At 36.7% G+C, this 17,036-nt stretch carries 18 protein-coding genes and 2 tRNA genes; 8 read left to right on the top strand and 12 right to left on the bottom strand.

Annotated features, from left to right (window positions below; translation table 11 throughout):
• Positions 1-281: 281 nt before the first annotated feature.
• Both ACT5E3_RS11725 and ACT5E3_RS11720 read right to left on the bottom strand, forming a co-directional pair.
• Positions 282-416 (bottom strand): hypothetical protein, encoded by a 135-nt coding sequence (locus tag ACT5E3_RS11725; protein WP_444998485.1) that lies wholly within the window; start codon positions 414-416, stop codon positions 282-284.
• A gap of 623 nt (positions 417-1,039) precedes the next feature.
• The gene (locus tag ACT5E3_RS11720; RefSeq protein WP_444998484.1) at positions 1,040-2,164 is read right to left on the bottom strand and encodes a M14 family metallopeptidase; all 1,125 of its coding nucleotides are present in this window, start codon (positions 2,162-2,164) and stop codon (positions 1,040-1,042) included.
• A gap of 270 nt (positions 2,165-2,434) precedes the next feature.
• On the opposite strand from ACT5E3_RS11720, the gene ACT5E3_RS11715 reads away from it, so the two are divergent.
• The 5 genes from ACT5E3_RS11715 to ACT5E3_RS11695 all read left to right on the top strand — a co-directional run bounded on the left by ACT5E3_RS11715 (position 2,435) and on the right by ACT5E3_RS11695 (position 6,810).
• Positions 2,435-2,950: a PH domain-containing protein gene (locus ACT5E3_RS11715; protein WP_444998483.1), complete on the top strand. Its 516-nt coding sequence runs from the start codon at positions 2,435-2,437 to the stop codon at positions 2,948-2,950.
• Positions 2,943-4,427, top strand: a complete 1,485-nt coding sequence (locus tag ACT5E3_RS11710) for a PH domain-containing protein (protein ID WP_444998482.1) — start codon at positions 2,943-2,945, stop codon at positions 4,425-4,427. The genes ACT5E3_RS11715 and ACT5E3_RS11710 overlap by 8 nt, the downstream gene beginning before the upstream one ends.
• A gap of 4 nt (positions 4,428-4,431) precedes the next feature.
• The gene (locus ACT5E3_RS11705) at positions 4,432-5,622 is read left to right on the top strand and encodes a hypothetical protein (RefSeq protein WP_444998481.1); all 1,191 of its coding nucleotides are present in this window, start codon (positions 4,432-4,434) and stop codon (positions 5,620-5,622) included.
• A gap of 68 nt (positions 5,623-5,690) precedes the next feature.
• Positions 5,691-6,326 carry an endonuclease III gene (nth, locus tag ACT5E3_RS11700; protein ID WP_444998480.1) on the top strand — a complete coding sequence of 212 codons (636 nt, stop codon included), beginning with the start codon at positions 5,691-5,693 and terminating at the stop codon, positions 6,324-6,326.
• A 166-nt stretch (positions 6,327-6,492) separates the two neighbouring features.
• Positions 6,493-6,810, top strand: a complete 318-nt coding sequence (locus ACT5E3_RS11695; RefSeq protein WP_444998479.1) for a hypothetical protein — start codon at positions 6,493-6,495, stop codon at positions 6,808-6,810.
• A gap of 43 nt (positions 6,811-6,853) precedes the next feature.
• Here the strand turns inward: ACT5E3_RS11695 and ACT5E3_RS11690 are convergent, their stop codons facing one another.
• From ACT5E3_RS11690 to moaC, 4 genes are all read right to left on the bottom strand, one after another.
• On the bottom strand, positions 6,854-7,552 hold the full coding sequence (locus ACT5E3_RS11690) for a pseudouridine synthase (protein ID WP_444998478.1): 699 nt from the start codon (positions 7,550-7,552) through the stop codon (positions 6,854-6,856).
• Positions 7,553-7,571: 19 nt separating this feature from the next.
• Positions 7,572-8,033: a molybdenum cofactor biosynthesis protein MoaE gene (locus ACT5E3_RS11685; RefSeq protein WP_444998477.1), complete on the bottom strand. Its 462-nt coding sequence runs from the start codon at positions 8,031-8,033 to the stop codon at positions 7,572-7,574.
• 6 nt (positions 8,034-8,039) lie between these two features.
• Positions 8,040-8,297, bottom strand: a complete 258-nt coding sequence (gene moaD, locus ACT5E3_RS11680; protein ID WP_444998476.1) for a molybdopterin converting factor subunit 1 — start codon at positions 8,295-8,297, stop codon at positions 8,040-8,042.
• A 68-nt stretch (positions 8,298-8,365) separates the two neighbouring features.
• Positions 8,366-8,839 carry a cyclic pyranopterin monophosphate synthase MoaC gene (gene moaC / locus ACT5E3_RS11675; RefSeq protein WP_444998475.1) on the bottom strand — a complete coding sequence of 158 codons (474 nt, stop codon included), beginning with the start codon at positions 8,837-8,839 and terminating at the stop codon, positions 8,366-8,368.
• Between the two features lie 33 nt (positions 8,840-8,872).
• Between moaC and ACT5E3_RS11670 the strand changes: the two genes are divergently transcribed.
• The 3 genes from ACT5E3_RS11670 to hflD all read left to right on the top strand — a co-directional run bounded on the left by ACT5E3_RS11670 (position 8,873) and on the right by hflD (position 11,238).
• Complete coding sequence (locus ACT5E3_RS11670) at positions 8,873-9,367, top strand: NUDIX hydrolase (protein WP_444998474.1); 495 nt, start codon at positions 8,873-8,875, stop codon at positions 9,365-9,367.
• 68 nt (positions 9,368-9,435) lie between these two features.
• Positions 9,436-10,578, top strand: coding sequence for a tRNA 2-thiouridine(34) synthase MnmA (gene mnmA / locus ACT5E3_RS11665; protein WP_444998473.1), 1,143 nt, complete (start codon positions 9,436-9,438; stop codon positions 10,576-10,578).
• Between the two features lie 6 nt (positions 10,579-10,584).
• Positions 10,585-11,238: a high frequency lysogenization protein HflD gene (gene hflD, locus ACT5E3_RS11660; protein ID WP_444998472.1), complete on the top strand. Its 654-nt coding sequence runs from the start codon at positions 10,585-10,587 to the stop codon at positions 11,236-11,238.
• A 52-nt stretch (positions 11,239-11,290) separates the two neighbouring features.
• On the opposite strand, the gene ACT5E3_RS11655 is transcribed toward hflD, so the two are convergent.
• The 6 genes from ACT5E3_RS11655 to ACT5E3_RS11630 all read right to left on the bottom strand — a co-directional run bounded on the left by ACT5E3_RS11655 (position 11,291) and on the right by ACT5E3_RS11630 (position 17,034).
• Positions 11,291-12,736: a bifunctional 2-methylcitrate dehydratase/aconitate hydratase gene (locus ACT5E3_RS11655; RefSeq protein WP_444998471.1), complete on the bottom strand. Its 1,446-nt coding sequence runs from the start codon at positions 12,734-12,736 to the stop codon at positions 11,291-11,293.
• A 102-nt stretch (positions 12,737-12,838) separates the two neighbouring features.
• Complete coding sequence (prpC, locus tag ACT5E3_RS11650) at positions 12,839-13,999, bottom strand: bifunctional 2-methylcitrate synthase/citrate synthase (protein ID WP_444998470.1); 1,161 nt, start codon at positions 13,997-13,999, stop codon at positions 12,839-12,841.
• 3 nt (positions 14,000-14,002) lie between these two features.
• Positions 14,003-14,890 (bottom strand): methylisocitrate lyase, encoded by an 888-nt coding sequence (gene prpB / locus ACT5E3_RS11645; protein WP_444998469.1) that lies wholly within the window; start codon positions 14,888-14,890, stop codon positions 14,003-14,005.
• Between the two features lie 96 nt (positions 14,891-14,986).
• Positions 14,987-16,513: a fumarate hydratase gene (locus ACT5E3_RS11640; protein WP_444998468.1), complete on the bottom strand. Its 1,527-nt coding sequence runs from the start codon at positions 16,511-16,513 to the stop codon at positions 14,987-14,989.
• A 323-nt stretch (positions 16,514-16,836) separates the two neighbouring features.
• A tRNA-Glu gene (locus tag ACT5E3_RS11635) sits at positions 16,837-16,912 on the bottom strand.
• A 46-nt stretch (positions 16,913-16,958) separates the two neighbouring features.
• Positions 16,959-17,034, bottom strand: a tRNA-Ala gene (locus ACT5E3_RS11630).
• Positions 17,035-17,036: the final 2 nt, after the last annotated feature.

Below are 17,036 nucleotides of genomic sequence, written 5' to 3'. Positions count from 1 at the left end.
AGTATATGAGTTTGGTTCCCAACTGCTTAGACATGGCTATAAAGTCATTTTCAGGAACATTATCGCTATTTGCATCATACAAAGATAAGTTTTGGTTAAGCGAGGTTGTTTGCATTGTTAAAGATAAACGACTGCGCGTACTAAATTGATAAGCAACTCTAATATCAATTAAGCTGGCTTTAAAAAGGTTTCCACCAGGTGCATCTAATACCTGATTAGTATGGTTGAGCTCAATATTTAGATACTTACCAATTTGCCATTTAATTTGAGGTTCAAATAATTTAACCTCTCACGCTATAGTTTTCTTCATTATGTTGGTACTTTAAACTTAATGCATAATCACTTTGTATTTCAGGTAATATTTCTTCGTTATAATCATAACGAATTGACTCAGGATTTCTAGAATTTGAATGCATGATTTGATAACTTAAAATATCTTTTTTAGTAAAGTAGTATTTCCCATCAAAAGAGGCGACCTGATTTTTATACTGATGACTTTCTCAATGTGTTAAAAGAAAGCCCGTATTATTTTTTTTGCCCATATCCATTTGTCCTCGGGCAATAAAAATATCTGAAGACTGTTCTTCTAAGTTAGCAACCTATAAACCTATACTTAAAGGAACTAAAAAGCTGGTACTTTCATCAGAAGCGGCTATCACACCAAATGAATAACCATTCTAGAATCACGTGGGTAAATTCGTAAAAACTGAATTTCCCAAGTTTGTTCATCTATATCAGGGACAAAGCTTGATTGAAAAAAATAAGGCAAAAATAAAAGATGCTACGCTTTAACAACAAACCCCCGGTTTATTAAGAATATGATGTAATTAACAAGATAAATTAAATTCAGACTAAGCACTTATTTTTCAGTAATAAATCATCTTGGTACATGTTGCAAAAAAAGTAAGTAACCTAGAAAAAAATACTAAAAATTAACCTAAGCAGAATAGAAAAGACATGATGATAAAAAGCCTACTGCCCAATTGATTAGCAGTAGACTTTTTAATTTAGAAAGGAAAAATTTAAAGCTTAATATTAACTATAGATCATCAATAACTTCATCAAACGCATCAATAGCTGACGCGCCTAGTTTAATGCAACGTTCGGGAGACCAACCTTGGATTGGTTGCGGTGTATCGGCTGTATCTTTAAATGGCATTTCTAAAGTGATTGAAGGGCATTTAAAAGTTTCTACAATGTAATTGGTACAAATACTTAAATCGGCTTTACCAGGTTCATCTTTTTCATAACCATATTGGGTTTGAAAGTCAGGATTAACTCGCATAAGCGCATTACCAAATCGCTCATGTATATTTTCTAATTTTTGATTCCAACTTGGTGAACCATAAGCTCCTGCAATAAAATTATAAGGTAATGCTTCATCGCCATGAACATCTAAACAAAAATCAATACCTACTTTTTGCATCGCCTGCCTTGCCAAAAAGACCTCTGGGCTTTTTTCCATTGATGGAGTCAACCATTCACGATTAAGATTTGCTCCCACGGCATTCGTTCTAAGATGCCCTCTCATACTGCCATCAGGATTCATATTAGGCACAATGTAGAAAACAGCTTTATCTAGCAATTTCCGAGCAAGTGCATCATTATCATTCAATAGACGATGCACAAAACCTTCCATCCACCAAGAAGCCATGGTTTCTCCCGGATGCTGTCTTGCATGGACCCAAATATTTTTTTTATGTTCAGCAGGCTCTCCAATAATCAACTGATCAATATCTTGGCCATCTAGTGTTTGTCCTAAGACATTTAGTGCTACACGTGAATCTTCTAATGCCCAGCTAACAAAATCAGCACACCTCTCTACAGAATAAGGAGCAAAGTAAGCATAATAGATAGCACCATATTCCGGAGTATGATTAATTGTTATCACACCATCTTTATATTCTGTAGGTACTCTAAACCAAAATTCCCGATCATATGAAGCAACGGCTTGATAGCCATTCCAACCATCTTCATATGCAGCCCCTTTTGCATTCAATATTTTAAATCGGCTCGCAATTCCTTTAGCGCCTGTTACACGAAAGTAAAACCATTGATAAAAATCGCTGTTATTATCTTGTTTAATCTCCAAATGAACATCTGATGGATGATCGCATTTTATACAGCGAATATTACCACCATCAAACTGACTGTTAATTTGCATTGAATATTTCCTTGGTTTTCTTTTGACGACTGAGCCCACTTTTATCGGCCTCAAAGCTATTCCACTAAGCTTATTACAAGAACAACATAAAAAGCAAAAAGTATTCAATTTAACTTCAAGTTACTCATAAATTCTAGCTTAGTTAATACTATAAACCTTAAGTGTTTCTTATCAAAAAGATATATGGCAAACTACTTAATAATAGAAACAACTAATAACTATATATTGAGTATCTAGTCGCTTATCTCATTAATTTATAAGAATTTTATTATGCTGGAATATAAAAACGCCGCTATCTCACCACATGAGCTTCCTCAGATAGGACAACTAAAATATACAAGTTTGGATAAAAACTATGCAAAGCTCAGTATTTTAGAAAGCTTTATCAACTGGGCGATCATTTGGGGCATAAGTGTTGTAGCGCTTAACCTACAAACTGAAATAGAAGTGACTGGGTGGTTATGGCTAATGCTTACTGGCTTAACTCTATTTTCACTGATTTACCGTTTTTTTGCTGCTAAATATAAGGGCTTTGTTATACGAGATAAAGATATTCTCTATCGAGAAGGCATTTGGTGGCAAACAAGAACTGGAGTTTCTTTCAAGAGAATTCAGCACATCGATATTTCACATGGGCCAATTGAACGATTATTCGGTATCGCTTCGATCAAGTGCTATACCGCTGGCGGTGCCAGTGCTGACCTGAAAATTCCGGGACTCCCTAATGAGCTAGCCAAAAGCACTCGTGAGCACATACTTAATCAGACAGAGATAATCAATGAATAGTGCTCAAGCCGTCTGGCATCGATTATCTCCTATTTCAATCTGTTTTTTCTTAATCCGATTAGTAAAGGGCTTATTAAAAGCGGCAACTCCTGGTTTAATTCCACTATTTGCAATAATGTTGAATACCGATGATAAAAGCCGCATGCTTATATTAATTTTCGGTGGTATACTAGCTATAAGCGCATTAGTATCACTTCTACAGTATTGGTTTTTTCTTTATCGAATAAAAGATGGCAAAATACTCATTAATGAAGGTGTACTCAAAAAAAATCAGCGTAGTATTCCATTTTCTAAAATACAAAACATTAACATCCTTCAACCCATTTATTTTAAATTATTTAAACTGGTAACTTTACAATTAGAAACAGCAGGCTCTAGTCAAAGTGAAGTCAACTTACCCGGTATCAAACAAAAGGATGCTGAAGAGTTAAAGCTTAAAATTTTAGAAAATATTCACTCAAACTCTGCTATAAATGAAAACAACGTAGTTTCTGACAGCATCATTGCTCAAGCAAACCTAAAAAAACTAATCCAATATGGTATTACTAGTAATAATATTTTTTGGTTTCTAGTTGTTATTGCCCCTGTAGTTGGAATGCTTGAAAATGTAATAGAGAAAGTTATCGGCAAACAAAATATTATAGATGCAATAGAATATTTGGGCGGAGGCTTTAGCGGAGGGATAATGCTTATTTCGCTCTCTTTAATCTTATTAATAGCATTAATGTTTTTATTTTCCATTTTAGGCGCCGTATTAAAACATTTTAATTACCAACTAAAACAAAATGAAAATACATTAGTACGTAAAGGCGGACTCTTAACTACTCACGAAGAGTCTGCCAAGTTAACAAAAATACAGGCCATAATTAAACAAACTAATTTTCTAGGTCATTTTTATCAAACTGAAAATATGATCTTAAAACAAGCAACAATACAAACTCAAAACAAAAGTTCCGGAAACCACCTATTTGTAATACCAGCTCGAACTAAAGAACAAGCAAAAAAGCTTTGCTCTATTGTATTTAATCAATTTACACAACCCACTGAAGTTCACAAAATCAATAAGCGCTATATTTCTAAAACTTTATTCACCTGGATGTTATTACCAACACTTTTCATTAGCTATTTAGCAATTCAAACCCAGAGTTTGCATCCGCTATTAGCCTTATCAGGAGGCATATTTTTATACCCTGTAATTTGGAAAAAATGGGGAAAGTTTCGTTATGGCATTAATGAGAAATTTGGTTTTTACCAACGAGGTTTTATTGGCTATAGAAAAATATACTTCCCAACATTTAAAGTTCAACGGATCAAAATATCTCAATCTCCGTTACAAAGAAAAAGAAAACTTGCGACACTGATAATTTATCTGGCGTCAGAAAGAATAACAATTCCTTATATGTCGTTAGATCATGCTGAAGAATGGTTTGATCGAATTAGCTTTAATATAGAAAACACTCATCAAAACTGGTACTAATAGAATGATAAAGATTAAACTTTACCCCTTGTATATATGTAGTTTTAGTGCTTACTTTTTATTGATGTTAATACTTACAATTTCCTCTGTAGAAGCATCATCGATTCAAACAACAGTTGAAGAGCAGCGCATTCCTAAAGCATTATTAATTATTCCTAAAGTTGTTAATCGGCTTGATCAACAGAGTATTACATTCAAACGTCATTGGAAGAAAATCAAACATTATGATGATGCGGCACAATTAGTCGACAATACAGCGAATCAATTATGGATAAATGCTAAAATAAAAATTAAACAACTAAAAAATCATGATGATAGATCGCTTTATTGGCAACGATTAAAAATCAGTCATATTATTCGTAACAACACCTCCCAAATCAACCTCACTGATACAGAAAAAGAAGCCCTTTTATCTAAATTGGAAATAGGCTCGCGAGGAATGAGTGATCTCGAATACAAAAAGAATACAACCAAACAACTACTACTGACAGGATTTGATCCATTTTTATTAGATAAAAATATTAATCAGAGTAATCCTTCTGGTGTTGTTGCATTATTATTAGATGGTATGATTATTCATCACCAAGGAATAACCGCTGAAATTAATACTTTGCTCGCCCCTGTAAGGTATCAAGATTTTGATGAAGGTTTTGTTGAAAAGACGCTAGCACCATTTTATTTACTGAATAATGTCAATATGATTACCACGGTTAGTATGGGCCGTAAACATTTTGATTTGGAACGCTTTCCAGGCAAAAGACGCAGTTCTGCGACACCCGATAATTTGAACCGTTATTCTGGCGGCTCGAAGTTAAAACCGATTATTCCGAAGCTTCACAACAAGTTACTTCAAGGCCCCGAATTTGTAGAGTTTAGCTTGCCCGTCAATGTTATGATAAAAGCTGAAGGCCAGTTTAAAATAGTTGATAATCATCAAGTAAGCACACTGCATAAAACTTTCAAACCTGAAACTTTAAAAGAACTAAATAATGCTATTGCCGTAGCGGGCTCAGGAGGTAAGTATCTTTCAAATGAAATATCTTATCGAAGTATTCGCTTAAGAAATCAACTCCAATCTAAAATTCCAACAGGACATATCCATACACCAAGGATCAATCAGTATGACCCTAAAGCAACCAAAGCAATAGTAGAGCAAATTATTCGCATGCTTCAATTAGCACTAGCAGAAATCTAAAAGGTTCTGCGAAAGCTTGTATTTATTGATAGAATACGCGCACCCGTTAAATCATCTATTTAAATGATATGAACAAAGCTAAAAGACAGCAAATATTTGAAAAGCTTCGTGAAAACAACCCAAATCCAACGACGGAGTTAGAATATGACTCTCCATTTGAATTACTGATTGCGGTTATTCTATCTGCACAAGCGACAGATGTTGGTGTCAACAAAGCGACCCGTAAACTCTACCCTGTAGCCAATACGCCTGAAAAAATTTACCAACTGGGATTAGATGGTTTAAAAGAATACATCAAAACCATTGGCCTATATAACTCTAAAGCAGCGAATGTCATTAAAACTTGCAAAATTCTCATTGATAAACATGACTCACAAGTCCCGCAAACTCGAGAAGCATTAGAGGCCTTGCCGGGCGTTGGGCGAAAAACAGCCAACGTTGTACTCAATACTGCCTTTGGTCAACCAACAATGGCGGTAGACACCCATATATTTCGAGTTTCTAATCGCACAGGCATAGCAAAAGGAAAAGATGTAGTCGAAGTTGAAAAGCGTCTACTTAAGTTTATACCGGAAGAATTTTTAATGGACGCGCATCACTGGTTAATACTACATGGTCGATACACTTGTGTTGCTCGCAAGCCCAGATGTGGTTCATGCTTAATTGAAGATTTATGTGAGTTTAAACAAAAAACGGATATTTGATTTGACTATGAAAATACTTAATTTACGACAAAGTGTTATAAAATTACGACAAAACACATAAATTCTTTATTTTTCATTAAGTTAGCTATTAACAAATAGTAACAAAAAGGCTATACTCGTTGCTTATGTTTCAGGTCGTTCAGATTATAGTCCCTGGGGTGATACAATGATAATCAGCAAATTAAAAACTCTACCTGCTTTTTTCATGTTTATATGTGCATTCTTTGTATCATCAGCAGAATATAATAATAACTCAACAATTGCCTTACCTTCTTGCGATGTGACGATTACAGCAGATGAAATGTATACGCATAAAAATGGCATTACTTTTTCAGGTAATGTAAAAGTATTGATTGGCTTTGCTAACTTGAGAATTGAAAAAGTGACTCTGGTGAAAAGAAAAGATGGCCGATGCGAGTTAATTCCAGAATATAGTGTTTTGCTCAATAATAGTAAAAACATCGAATCTAATTTCTACTCATAACAAACATCGACCCATAATAAACTTTTCATACAAGTCTTTTAGATTAAAGCTGCCCAGTATCAATAGCCAGCTCGTGAGCGGTTAAATTTCGCCAATTTCCCTCTGTTAAATCATTTAAATCAATATTAGCCACTGATACTCGGTGTAATCGAATAACTTTATTATTAACTGCCGCAACCATTCTTTTAACCTGATGATAGCGCCCTTCATAAATAGTCATTAGTATTTGTCGAGGCTCAACTAACTCAATTTTAGCTGGTAATGTCAGCTTTTCCTCGTTACGCAACATCACTCCCTGCTCTAGGCAATTGATATCGGCTTGACCAATAGGTTCTTCAAGCCAAACTTGGTATTTTTTTCCACAAGATTTACGTGGTGAAGTGACTTTGTGCGACCATTGACCATCGTTAGTAATCAAAACTAATCCCGTAGTATCTACATCCAATCGACCTGCAAAATGAAAATTAGCAATATTAGGCAAACCTAACAAGTTCAGGGCAGAGGGATAAATCTCATCCTTTGTTGAACAAATATACCCCCGCGGCTTGTGTAATGCGATATAGCGAAATGGGTTATGTGAAAGCAGCTTTCCTTGATAGCAAACCTCATCAGTCTTCTGAACTTTATACGCAGAGTCAGTTAATTTATGACTATTAACCAATACCTGCCCACGTGCAATCAATTGCTTTGCTACACTCCTACTCGCTCCTGTAGATTGGGCAACTAACTTATCTAAGCGCATAGTGTTTTATCCAACACCACTATTTCCATCGCTCCGCAGCAGTAGTATCAGATTCTTTTGCATCTACCCAAACGGTTTCTTGTCCATAATGCTCTTTTTTCCAGAAGGTCGCTTTTTGTTTAAGATAATCCATAATAAACTCAGTCGCTTCAAACGCCTCTTTTCTATGTAAACTACAAACGCCGACAAAAACAATAGGCTCTCCAGCTTCCAGATAGCCCACTCTGTGGGCTACGAGCATATTACTTAAACTCCACCGAGTGGACGCTTCTTGCAATATTGACGCTAACTGCGATTCAGTCATTCCCGGATAGTGTTCTAACGTCATACCAGTAAGCCCCTGCTCCTCACTAGAAACTCTAACAGCGCCGGTAAAAATAACCGCAGCCCCGCTCTCCCCTTTTCCCTGCTGTATAGTCTGATTTAAAGCGTTAAGATCGAGTGGGCTACTACATATTTTTATTAATGAGTGAAAGTCCATTTGCTATTAACCACCTGTTACTGGAGGAAAAAAAGCCACTTCATCACCACTTTTAAGCGAAGATGTTATCTCAGCAATTTCTTGATTAATCGCCACTTTTAATTTTTGCGACGGATTTTCAAATAGCATCTTCCATGCTTCACCCTTTGGAGCAATGACTCTACATAAATCAACAACAGTTGATTCATCCGCTAATTCAACAGTAATAGAAGCCGTATTTAATAAATCTCTAAAATTAGCGAAAAATAAAACTTCAACTTTCATATAAAACACTCGTAATATCTATTTTCTTAAACCACATGCAGCAATGGGTTCTACCAGCTAAACATTAATTAACGTTGCCAATTCCCCGATTTACCGCCTTTTTTTTCTTCTAGTTGAATAGATGAAATTACCATTTCCTTATCAACCGCTTTACACATATCATAAATTGTTAATCCAGCGACTGAAACAGCGGTCAATGCTTCCATTTCTACACCAGTTTGACCGCTTAGTTTACAAGTTGCTTGTATTTTCAAACAGTTAGCTTCAATATCTGGTGACAAATCAAGTTTAACCGAAGTGAGAAATAAAGGATGGCACAAAGGGATTAAATCAGCCGTTTTTTTAGCCGCTTGAATTCCTGCAATGCGGGCTGTGGCCAATACATCGCCTTTTTTATGCTTACCTTCAATAATCATTTTTAAGGTATTTGGCTGCATTTGCACAATACCAGAAGCGACAGCAATGCGTTGCGAAAATTCTTTTTCGGTCACATCGACCATTTGGGCTTCGCCTTTTTCGTTCAAATGGGTAAAATGTGTCATATTGTCTTCAATTAATTAAAATGGAAAATTTACATGGATTCTATCCACGTAACAGTTGCTGCTATTATACGGCGAAAAGACCAATATTTGTTAGTAAAAGAAACGGCAAGTTCTGGTCATTTAGTATACAACCAACCTGCCGGACATGTTGAGTTAAAAGAATCTCTCATCGATGCGGTAATACGAGAGGTTCAGGAAGAAACTGGGCTTGACTTTACTCCAACGGCACTAATTGGTGTTTATTTGCTAAGCCCTGCCACCAATGGAAAAACCTATTTGCGTTTTTGCTTTGCGGGTGAGACTCCAGAACATCAACAACCCTCACCACAGGATGAAGAGATTTTAGAAAATTGTTGGCTAACCGCTAAACAAATAGCCCAATTGCCAAGAGAAAAGCTCCGTAGTGCTTTAGTATTAAAATGTATTAAAGATTTTCAACAAGGTAAGCGTTTGCCACTAGAATCTCTGTACTACTCTGGTGATGAAGTAGACTTAGGTGAAACTTGTTTTAAATACTTACGCGACTAAAATAAAAACTACTTATTTTAATTATCTGTGGTGTTATTCAAAACATAAACAATATCAAAAGTTAAATTATGCCGAAAGAAAAAATTCAAAACGCTCAAAACCGTGCGATTAATCGGGTTGTTGTTGGTATGTCTGGTGGCGTTGATTCATCTGTTGCAGCCTACCTACTCAAAGAAAGCGGTTACGATGTTATTGGTGTCTTTATGAAGAATTGGGAAGAAGACGATACCAATGAATATTGTGCTGCCGCTGAAGATATGGCTGACGCAAAATCTATTGCCGATAAATTAAATATTCCATTTAAAACGATCAATTTTGCCTCAGAATATTGGGACCGAGTTTTTGAATATTTTTTAGAAGAGTATCGCTCAGGCAGAACCCCAAACCCTGATATCATGTGTAATAAAGAGATCAAGTTTAAAGCATTTTTAGATTACGCACATATTTTGGGGGCAGACTTTATTGCGACTGGTCACTACGCAAGAGTTGAGCGCATTGGTAATGGCTCTGTCATGCTAAGAGGTTTAGATTCCAATAAAGATCAAACCTATTTTTTATATACATTACAGCAAGATCAACTTAACCAAACTCTCTTTCCTATCGGTGAGCTTAATAAAGATGAAGTCCGAAAAATCGCGGAAGAACAAGGTTTTGCCACTGCCAACAAAAAAGATAGCACTGGTATTTGCTTTATCGGTGAAAGAAAATTTAAAGAGTTTTTACAACAATATATCCCAGCTAAACCTGGCGATATTGAAGATGAAAATGGACAAGTGATTGGTCAACACTCTGGGCTAATGTACCACACATTAGGCCAGCGTAAAGGCATAGGCATTGGAGGTAGAGCTTCAGCTGATGAAGCACCTTGGTATGCTTTGGAAAAAGATCTGGAAAGAAATGTACTAATTGTTGGTCAAGGACATGATCACCCGATGTTATTAAGTACAGGCTTGATAGCCTCACAATTGCACTGGGTTGAACCTAAAAAAACTACCTCTTCATTTCGATGCACAGCGAAAACTCGATACCGTCAACAAGACTTTGGTTGTCTAGTAGAAAAACTTGATGATAAAAACTGGAAAGTTACTTTTGATGAACAACAGCGAGCTGTTACTCCAGGCCAATCAGTTGTATTTTACGACGATGAAAAATGTTTAGGCGGTGGAATTATTGATGAAATTATTCATTTAATACCACGTAAAGAGAAGTAAAAATTTATGAGTGTTAATCAAAATGTTATTGATCAAAGTATTGCTTTAGCAGGCATTGCACAGTCGGTTAGAGTTGTGCAACATTTAGCTTGGAAAGGTCATACTAACTTAACCGACTTTAAAGCTGTTATTGCTAGTTTATTAAAAATAGACGCCCCTTCAGCCGCTGGTGTTTTTTCCGGCAGTTTTGAAGTGAGTAGTGGTTTAAGGTTACTAAATCAACAAATAGATCCGCAACATAAAGAGAAAGATCCTGAGTTTGTTAGCCTTATTATTAATGTGATGTCATTACAAAGCCAGCTAAAGAAAAAGCCTGAATTAATGGAATTGCTTTCAACAAAAATACAAAGTTTATCAACACAGTTTAAAGATGCAGACTTTTATAATGATGATGCTATTTTTAATCAACTGGTTGAAAACTGTTCTGATATTTATAAACAAACACTCTCTAAACTATCAAATCGTATTCAGGTAAAAGGAGAGCCCAATTTTCTCAAACAACCAGAAATTCAAGCTCAAGTTAGAGCGGCTTTGCTGGCAGCTATTAGGGCCAGCTTTTTATGGCGGCAATCCGGAGGTTCACGTTGGCACTTTTTGTTTAAAAAGAAAGACTTGTTAGAAAGTATTCGCTTGCTTTTATCTAACCCCATTAAAGAATAAAAGAAGGCGGTTAAATAACCGCCTTTTTTACGATAAAGAGATTTAAATTCATTTAAATAACTAACAAATCCATAAACTCATTAACTGCTAAACTTTCAAATGCTTCTTTGTCATTACAAATTTCAACAATTTCATTACCATGTTTTTCAGGGAATCTTGTTTTAACGTTTCGCTCGAATTTAGCTTGTAGTACAGGTATACCTTCTTCACGACGGAATTTGTGTCCGATTGGATATTCCACTTCTACTTTTTCTGTGCTGCTACCATCTTTAAAAATAATTTGAATGGCATTAGCGATGCTGCGTTTATCAGTATCGTGATACTCTTTGCTATAACGTTCATCTTCAGCAACAACCATTTTTTCTCTCAAAGCATCAATTCTTGGATCGGCAGCCACACCAGCTTCATAGTGATCGGCTTCTAAGTTGCCAAAAATCAAACCAATAGCAACCATATATTGCAAACAGTGATCTCTATCTGCCGGATTATGTAGCTCACCTTGCTTACTAATAATACGTATAGCTGACTCGTGTGTCGTCAATTCAACGCGATCAATTTCATCTAAACGATTCGCCACTTGAGAATGTAACTTAACTGCACATTCCACAGCAGTTTGTGCATGAAACTCAGCAGGGAAAGATATTTTAAATAAAATATTATCCATAACATATTCACCATAAGGACGTTGGAATTTAAATTCTTTTCCACCGAATAATACGTCATAAAACCCCCAGGTTTTAGCACTCAACACACCAGGATATCCCATTTCACCAGACATAGTAATTAACGCTAAACGAACAGCACGACTAGTCGCATCACCAGCGGCCCATGATTTTCGAGATCCTGCATTAGGTGTATGACGGTAAGTTCTTAAACTTTGCCCATCAACTAAAGCCTGTGACACCGCATCCATTATTTCTTCGCGTTCACCGCCTAACATTTGCGTGATGACAGCTGTAGAAGCCAGTTTAACTAATACCACATGATCAAGACCCACTCGATTAAAACTGTTCTCCAAAGCCATAACGCCCTGAATTTCGTGTGCCTTAATCATAGCTTCGAGCACATCTTTCATAAAAATAGGCTCATAACCACTTGCTATTCGTTGACGAGAAATATAATCAGCAACAGCTAAAATTCCCCCCATATTATCTGATGGATGTCCCCACTCAGCCGCTAACCAAGTATCATTAAAATCTAACCAACGAATAATACAGCCAATATCAAAAGCTGCTTTAATTGGATCCATTTCAAACTGAGTTCCCGGAACCCTCGCTCCATTGGGAACTAGTGTTCCCGGAACAATTGGCCCTAAATGTTTTGTACACTCAGGATAACGTAAGGCTAAAAGCCCACAACCTAATGTATCCATTAAGCAGTAGCGAGCAGTATCATATACATGCTCACTTTCAATTACATAATCCGTAACATATTCAGCAATATCTTTTATTGGCTGGTCATAGTCCGGCTTTACATTTGATTCTACATTTGCACTCATCGGTAACTCCAAAATTACACTTAGTATTTTGATTGAAATTTATTCAGCTAAAAGAAAAGGAGAATAAAGTCTCCTTTTCATCATATAATCTTTTAGAACTTACTAACGTTCTTTTATCGGTACCCACTTTTGTGCTTCTGGGCCAGTATAGTTTGCACTCGGACGAATAATTTTTCCGTCAACTCTTTGTTCCATGATATGCGCAGCCCAACCTGTAATGCGTGACATCACGAATATAGGTGTAAACATTGCTGTTGGTATTCCCATAACATTGTACGAAACAGCTGAGAACCAATCTAAATTAGGAAACATCTTTTTCTCATTCCACATGACTGACTCTAGTCTTTCTGCAATATCAAAAAGTCCTCTATCACCTTGAGCAACTGATAGCTCTTCAGCGACCTTTTTAATGACCTGATTTCGAGGATCAGAGACAGTATATACAGGATGCCCAAAACCAATCACAATTTCTTTGCGAGCAATTCTTTCTTTAATATCGGCTTCAGCTTGATCGGGATTTGAATAACGTTTTTGAATTTCTAGTGCAACTTCATTTGCTCCGCCATGCTTAGGACCACGCAATGCACCTATTGCTCCACTGACTGCAGAATACATGTCTGAACCAGTACCAGCAATAACCCGGCTAGTAAAAGTTGACGCATTAAACTCATGTTCAGCATACAATATTAATGACGTATGCATTGCTCGCTCCCATAGCCCACTTGGTTTTTCACCATGTAACAAATTCAAAAAGTGAGCCCCAATAGAGTCATCATCAGTTTCAACATCAATGCACTTACCATTATGACTAAAGTGATACCAATAAAGTAGCATAGAACCAAAAGATGCTAATAACCTATCGGCAATATCGCGAGCATCAGCAGGTGCTTGTTCATCTTTTTCTGGTAAAACAGTCCCCAATACCGAACAACCAGTTCGTAATACATCCATTGGGTGTGCTGCTGCCGGAATAGATTCTAAAACCTCTTGAACAACATTAGGTAAACCACGTAATGCTTTTAACTTTCTTTTATAGTTAACCAATTCGGCTTGGTTGGGTAAACGACCATGAATCAATAAATGTGCAATTTCTTCAAACTCTGCAGTTTCAGCAAAATCTAATATATCGTAGCCTAAATAAGCTAAATCATTACCCGTTCGTCCAACAGTGCAAAGAGCAGTATTTCCGGCAGGCACGCCTGAAAGAGCAACTGACTTTTTTGGTTTTGGTAAAACGGATTCAGTATTTGATGTTTCTGACATAACTTACTTCTCCTTATTCTCAGCAAAAAGCTCATCTAACTTTTGCTCATATTGGTGATAATTTAAATAACTATATAACTCTTCTCGTGTTTGCATTTTTTCTACTACATTACGTTGATGCCCGTCAGCAATTAACGCTTTGTAAAAAGTCTCTGCACCTTTATTCATTGCGCGATAAGCGCCACAACAATAAAGAACAATATCAACTCCAACCGCAGCTAATTCAGGTGTAGAAAATAAAGGTGTTTGTCCAAACTCTGTAATATTCGCTAATATTGGCACATTAATATTGGAACGAAATTCTTTATATTGTTCGAGAGAATTTATCGCTTCCGGAAAAATCATATCAGCTCCAGCTTCAATGCAAGCATTAGCACGATCAATTGCAGATTGCATACCTTCAACAGCAAGAGCATCTGTTCGAGCCATAATAACAAAGTCATCATCAGTTCTTGAATCGACAGCAATTTTAATTCTGTCAATCATTTCTTGCATTGATACAATTTCTTTGCCAGGTCTATGGCCACATCTTTTAGCTGCAACCTGATCTTCTATATGGCAACCGGCAGCACCAAACTTTATCAATGAACGAATTGTTCTTGCAATATTAAAGGCACCACCAAAACCAGTATCGGCATCTACCATTAAAGGTAAATCACAAACATCTGTAATTCTTCGAACATCGGTTAGTACATCATCAATTGTGCTAATACCTAAATCAGGCATTCCTAAAGAATTTGCAGCAACTCCTCCACCAGATAAATAAATCGCTTTATGGCCTGACTGTTTTGCCATATGAGCGGTAAACGCATTAATGGTTCCAACTAATTGAAGCGGTTTACTTTCAGCAACCGCTTGACGAAGTTTTTTTCCTGGACTTTGTTCACTCATATCAATCTCTTTATTTTGATTTCATCGCTTTTATAGCTAATACTGATTAACCACCAATTCACTGATTTTGTTTTCACTTTATTAAATCAACAATGATTAATTAGCTTGTTGTATTTTTACTTTCCATATTTCAGGGCCGGTTTTATGTACAGAATCCCCTAAGGTATCCACAGCCACAGTGACAGGCATATCTTTGACTTCAAATTCATAAATTGCTTCCATACCCAATTCCTCAAATGCAACAACTCTAGACTGTTTAATTGCTTTAGAAACCAAGTAAGCAGCTCCACCAACAGCCATTAGATAAACCGCCTTATTTTTTTTGATTGAAGCTAAGGCAATTTCTCCTCTTTCTGCCTTACCAATCATTCCCATTAAACCTAAACCACCTTCAGATTTATTATTGAGCATCATTTCAGAATACTTATCCATGCGGGTAGAAGTGGTGGGCCCTGCTGGTCCTACGACCTCGTCACCCACTGGATCCACCGGACCAACGTAATAAATAAATCGTCCTTCAAAATCAACATTGCTAGGTAGCCCTTCTCCACTATCTAATAAATCTTTAATTTTTTTATGTGCTGCATCTCTTCCAGTTAAAATTTTACCAGACAGCAATAAGGTATCTCCTGGTTTCCAAGACTCAATTTCTGCTTGAGAAATATTATCGAGGTTAACTTGTTTAACTTGTTCGCTACTCTCTTGAGTAATAACAGGCCAATCATCAAGTGATGGTGCTTGAACAAAAGAAGGACCTGAACCATCTAATACAAAATGGGCATGCCTAGTAGCAGCACAATTAGGTATCATAGCAACCGGTAAGGATGCTGCATGAGTTGGACAATCTTTAATTTTAATATCTAAAACGGTTGTTAAACCACCTAAACCTTGTGCGCCTATACCTAATTGGTTAACTTTTTCATGCAATTCGACACGCAACTTTTCAACGGGTGTTTCTGCCCCTTTTTGTTTTAACGCTTGAATGTCAATTGGATCCATTAAAGACTCTTTAGCCATTACCATTGCTTTTTCTGCAGTACCACCAATACCTAAACCAAGCATTCCTGGAGGACACCAACCAGCTCCCATTGTAGGTACTGTTTTTAATACCCAATCGACAATTGAATCATTAGGATTTAGCATAACAAATTTTGATTTATTTTCAGAACCACCGCCTTTAGCGGCAACAGTTATATCAACTTTATCGCCAACAACCATTTCAACATGAACCACCGCAGGCGTATTATCTTTGGTGTTCACTCTGGGGCCGATAGGATTTTTAACTATCGATGCCCGTAGCGGATTATCTCTATTTTGATAAGCTCGTCTAACCCCTTCATCAACCATTTCCTGGACCGTTAAATCGCTTTCCCAAGTAACATCCATACCTATCTTAACAAACACAGTAACAATACCTGTATCTTGACAAATAGGACGCTTACCTTCCGCACACATCCTAGAGTTAATCAACATTTGCGCCATTGCATCTTTGGCAGCAGGATTTTGTTCTAATTGATAAGCTTGAAATAAAGAGTCGATAAAGTCTTTCGGGTGATAATATGAAATATATTGAAGTGCACTTTCTACACTGTCGATAAAATCAGCTTTTTTAATAGCCGTCATCTAAGCTCTCCTGATCTTAGTTCTAAAATTTAGAAATCAAAAATGAGATTTAATTTAACAACTGGTTTTGTCTTACTTTAATTGCCTGTATAGACACAATATTTGAGTCTGCGCTGCAACAAAAAATACAATGGTATAAGCACAAGAAATAAACAAGATATAACACCCCAGCGTTGATGCCTGTATTATAGCTTAAATGATCTATACGATCAGCTATCTCCAGAATTTAATCAGAATAAATCGGTATTTGTTTCTGATTGAAAAGCTCACTAAACTATTCAAGCAATAACAAAAAAGCCAGTCACACGACTGGCTTTTAAAGATGGCGTCCCCTAGGGGGTTCGAACCCCTGTTACCGCCGTGAAAGGGCGGTGTCCTAGGCCTCTAGACGAAGGGGACTAGATTTGAATTCCACAGCTATTTTTAAAATTAAATACCAAAAAGCTGGTGGAGCTAAGCGGGATCGAACCGCTGACCTCTACACTGCCAGTGTAGCGCTCTCCCAGCTGAGCTATAGCCCCAA

The sequence above is a fragment of the Aliikangiella litoralis genome (assembly GCF_052495765.1).
Note: the sequence above shows the minus strand (reverse complement) of the source record. Positions and strands in the feature narration are given on the sequence as shown.

What these genes read in the sequence shown, in the direction of transcription:
- ACT5E3_RS11725 (WP_444998485.1), bottom strand. Translation starts at nt 416, where the DNA reads ATGCATTCAAATTCTAGAAATCCTGAGTCAATTCGTTATGATTATAAC.
- ACT5E3_RS11720 (WP_444998484.1), bottom strand. Translation starts at nt 2,164, where the DNA reads ATGCAAATTAACAGTCAGTTTGATGGTGGTAATATTCGCTGTATAAAA.
- ACT5E3_RS11715 (WP_444998483.1), top strand. Translation starts at nt 2,435, where the DNA reads ATGCTGGAATATAAAAACGCCGCTATCTCACCACATGAGCTTCCTCAG.
- ACT5E3_RS11710 (WP_444998482.1), top strand. Translation starts at nt 2,943, where the DNA reads ATGAATAGTGCTCAAGCCGTCTGGCATCGATTATCTCCTATTTCAATC.
- ACT5E3_RS11705 (WP_444998481.1), top strand. Translation starts at nt 4,432, where the DNA reads ATGATAAAGATTAAACTTTACCCCTTGTATATATGTAGTTTTAGTGCT.
- nth (WP_444998480.1), top strand. Translation starts at nt 5,691, where the DNA reads ATGAACAAAGCTAAAAGACAGCAAATATTTGAAAAGCTTCGTGAAAAC.
- ACT5E3_RS11695 (WP_444998479.1), top strand. Translation starts at nt 6,493, where the DNA reads ATGATAATCAGCAAATTAAAAACTCTACCTGCTTTTTTCATGTTTATA.
- ACT5E3_RS11690 (WP_444998478.1), bottom strand. Translation starts at nt 7,552, where the DNA reads ATGCGCTTAGATAAGTTAGTTGCCCAATCTACAGGAGCGAGTAGGAGT.
- ACT5E3_RS11685 (WP_444998477.1), bottom strand. Translation starts at nt 8,033, where the DNA reads ATGGACTTTCACTCATTAATAAAAATATGTAGTAGCCCACTCGATCTT.
- moaD (WP_444998476.1), bottom strand. Translation starts at nt 8,297, where the DNA reads ATGAAAGTTGAAGTTTTATTTTTCGCTAATTTTAGAGATTTATTAAAT.
- moaC (WP_444998475.1), bottom strand. Translation starts at nt 8,839, where the DNA reads ATGACACATTTTACCCATTTGAACGAAAAAGGCGAAGCCCAAATGGTC.
- ACT5E3_RS11670 (WP_444998474.1), top strand. Translation starts at nt 8,873, where the DNA reads ATGGATTCTATCCACGTAACAGTTGCTGCTATTATACGGCGAAAAGAC.
- mnmA (WP_444998473.1), top strand. Translation starts at nt 9,436, where the DNA reads ATGCCGAAAGAAAAAATTCAAAACGCTCAAAACCGTGCGATTAATCGG.
- hflD (WP_444998472.1), top strand. Translation starts at nt 10,585, where the DNA reads ATGAGTGTTAATCAAAATGTTATTGATCAAAGTATTGCTTTAGCAGGC.
- ACT5E3_RS11655 (WP_444998471.1), bottom strand. Translation starts at nt 12,736, where the DNA reads ATGAGTGCAAATGTAGAATCAAATGTAAAGCCGGACTATGACCAGCCA.
- prpC (WP_444998470.1), bottom strand. Translation starts at nt 13,999, where the DNA reads ATGTCAGAAACATCAAATACTGAATCCGTTTTACCAAAACCAAAAAAG.
- prpB (WP_444998469.1), bottom strand. Translation starts at nt 14,890, where the DNA reads ATGAGTGAACAAAGTCCAGGAAAAAAACTTCGTCAAGCGGTTGCTGAA.
- ACT5E3_RS11640 (WP_444998468.1), bottom strand. Translation starts at nt 16,513, where the DNA reads ATGACGGCTATTAAAAAAGCTGATTTTATCGACAGTGTAGAAAGTGCA.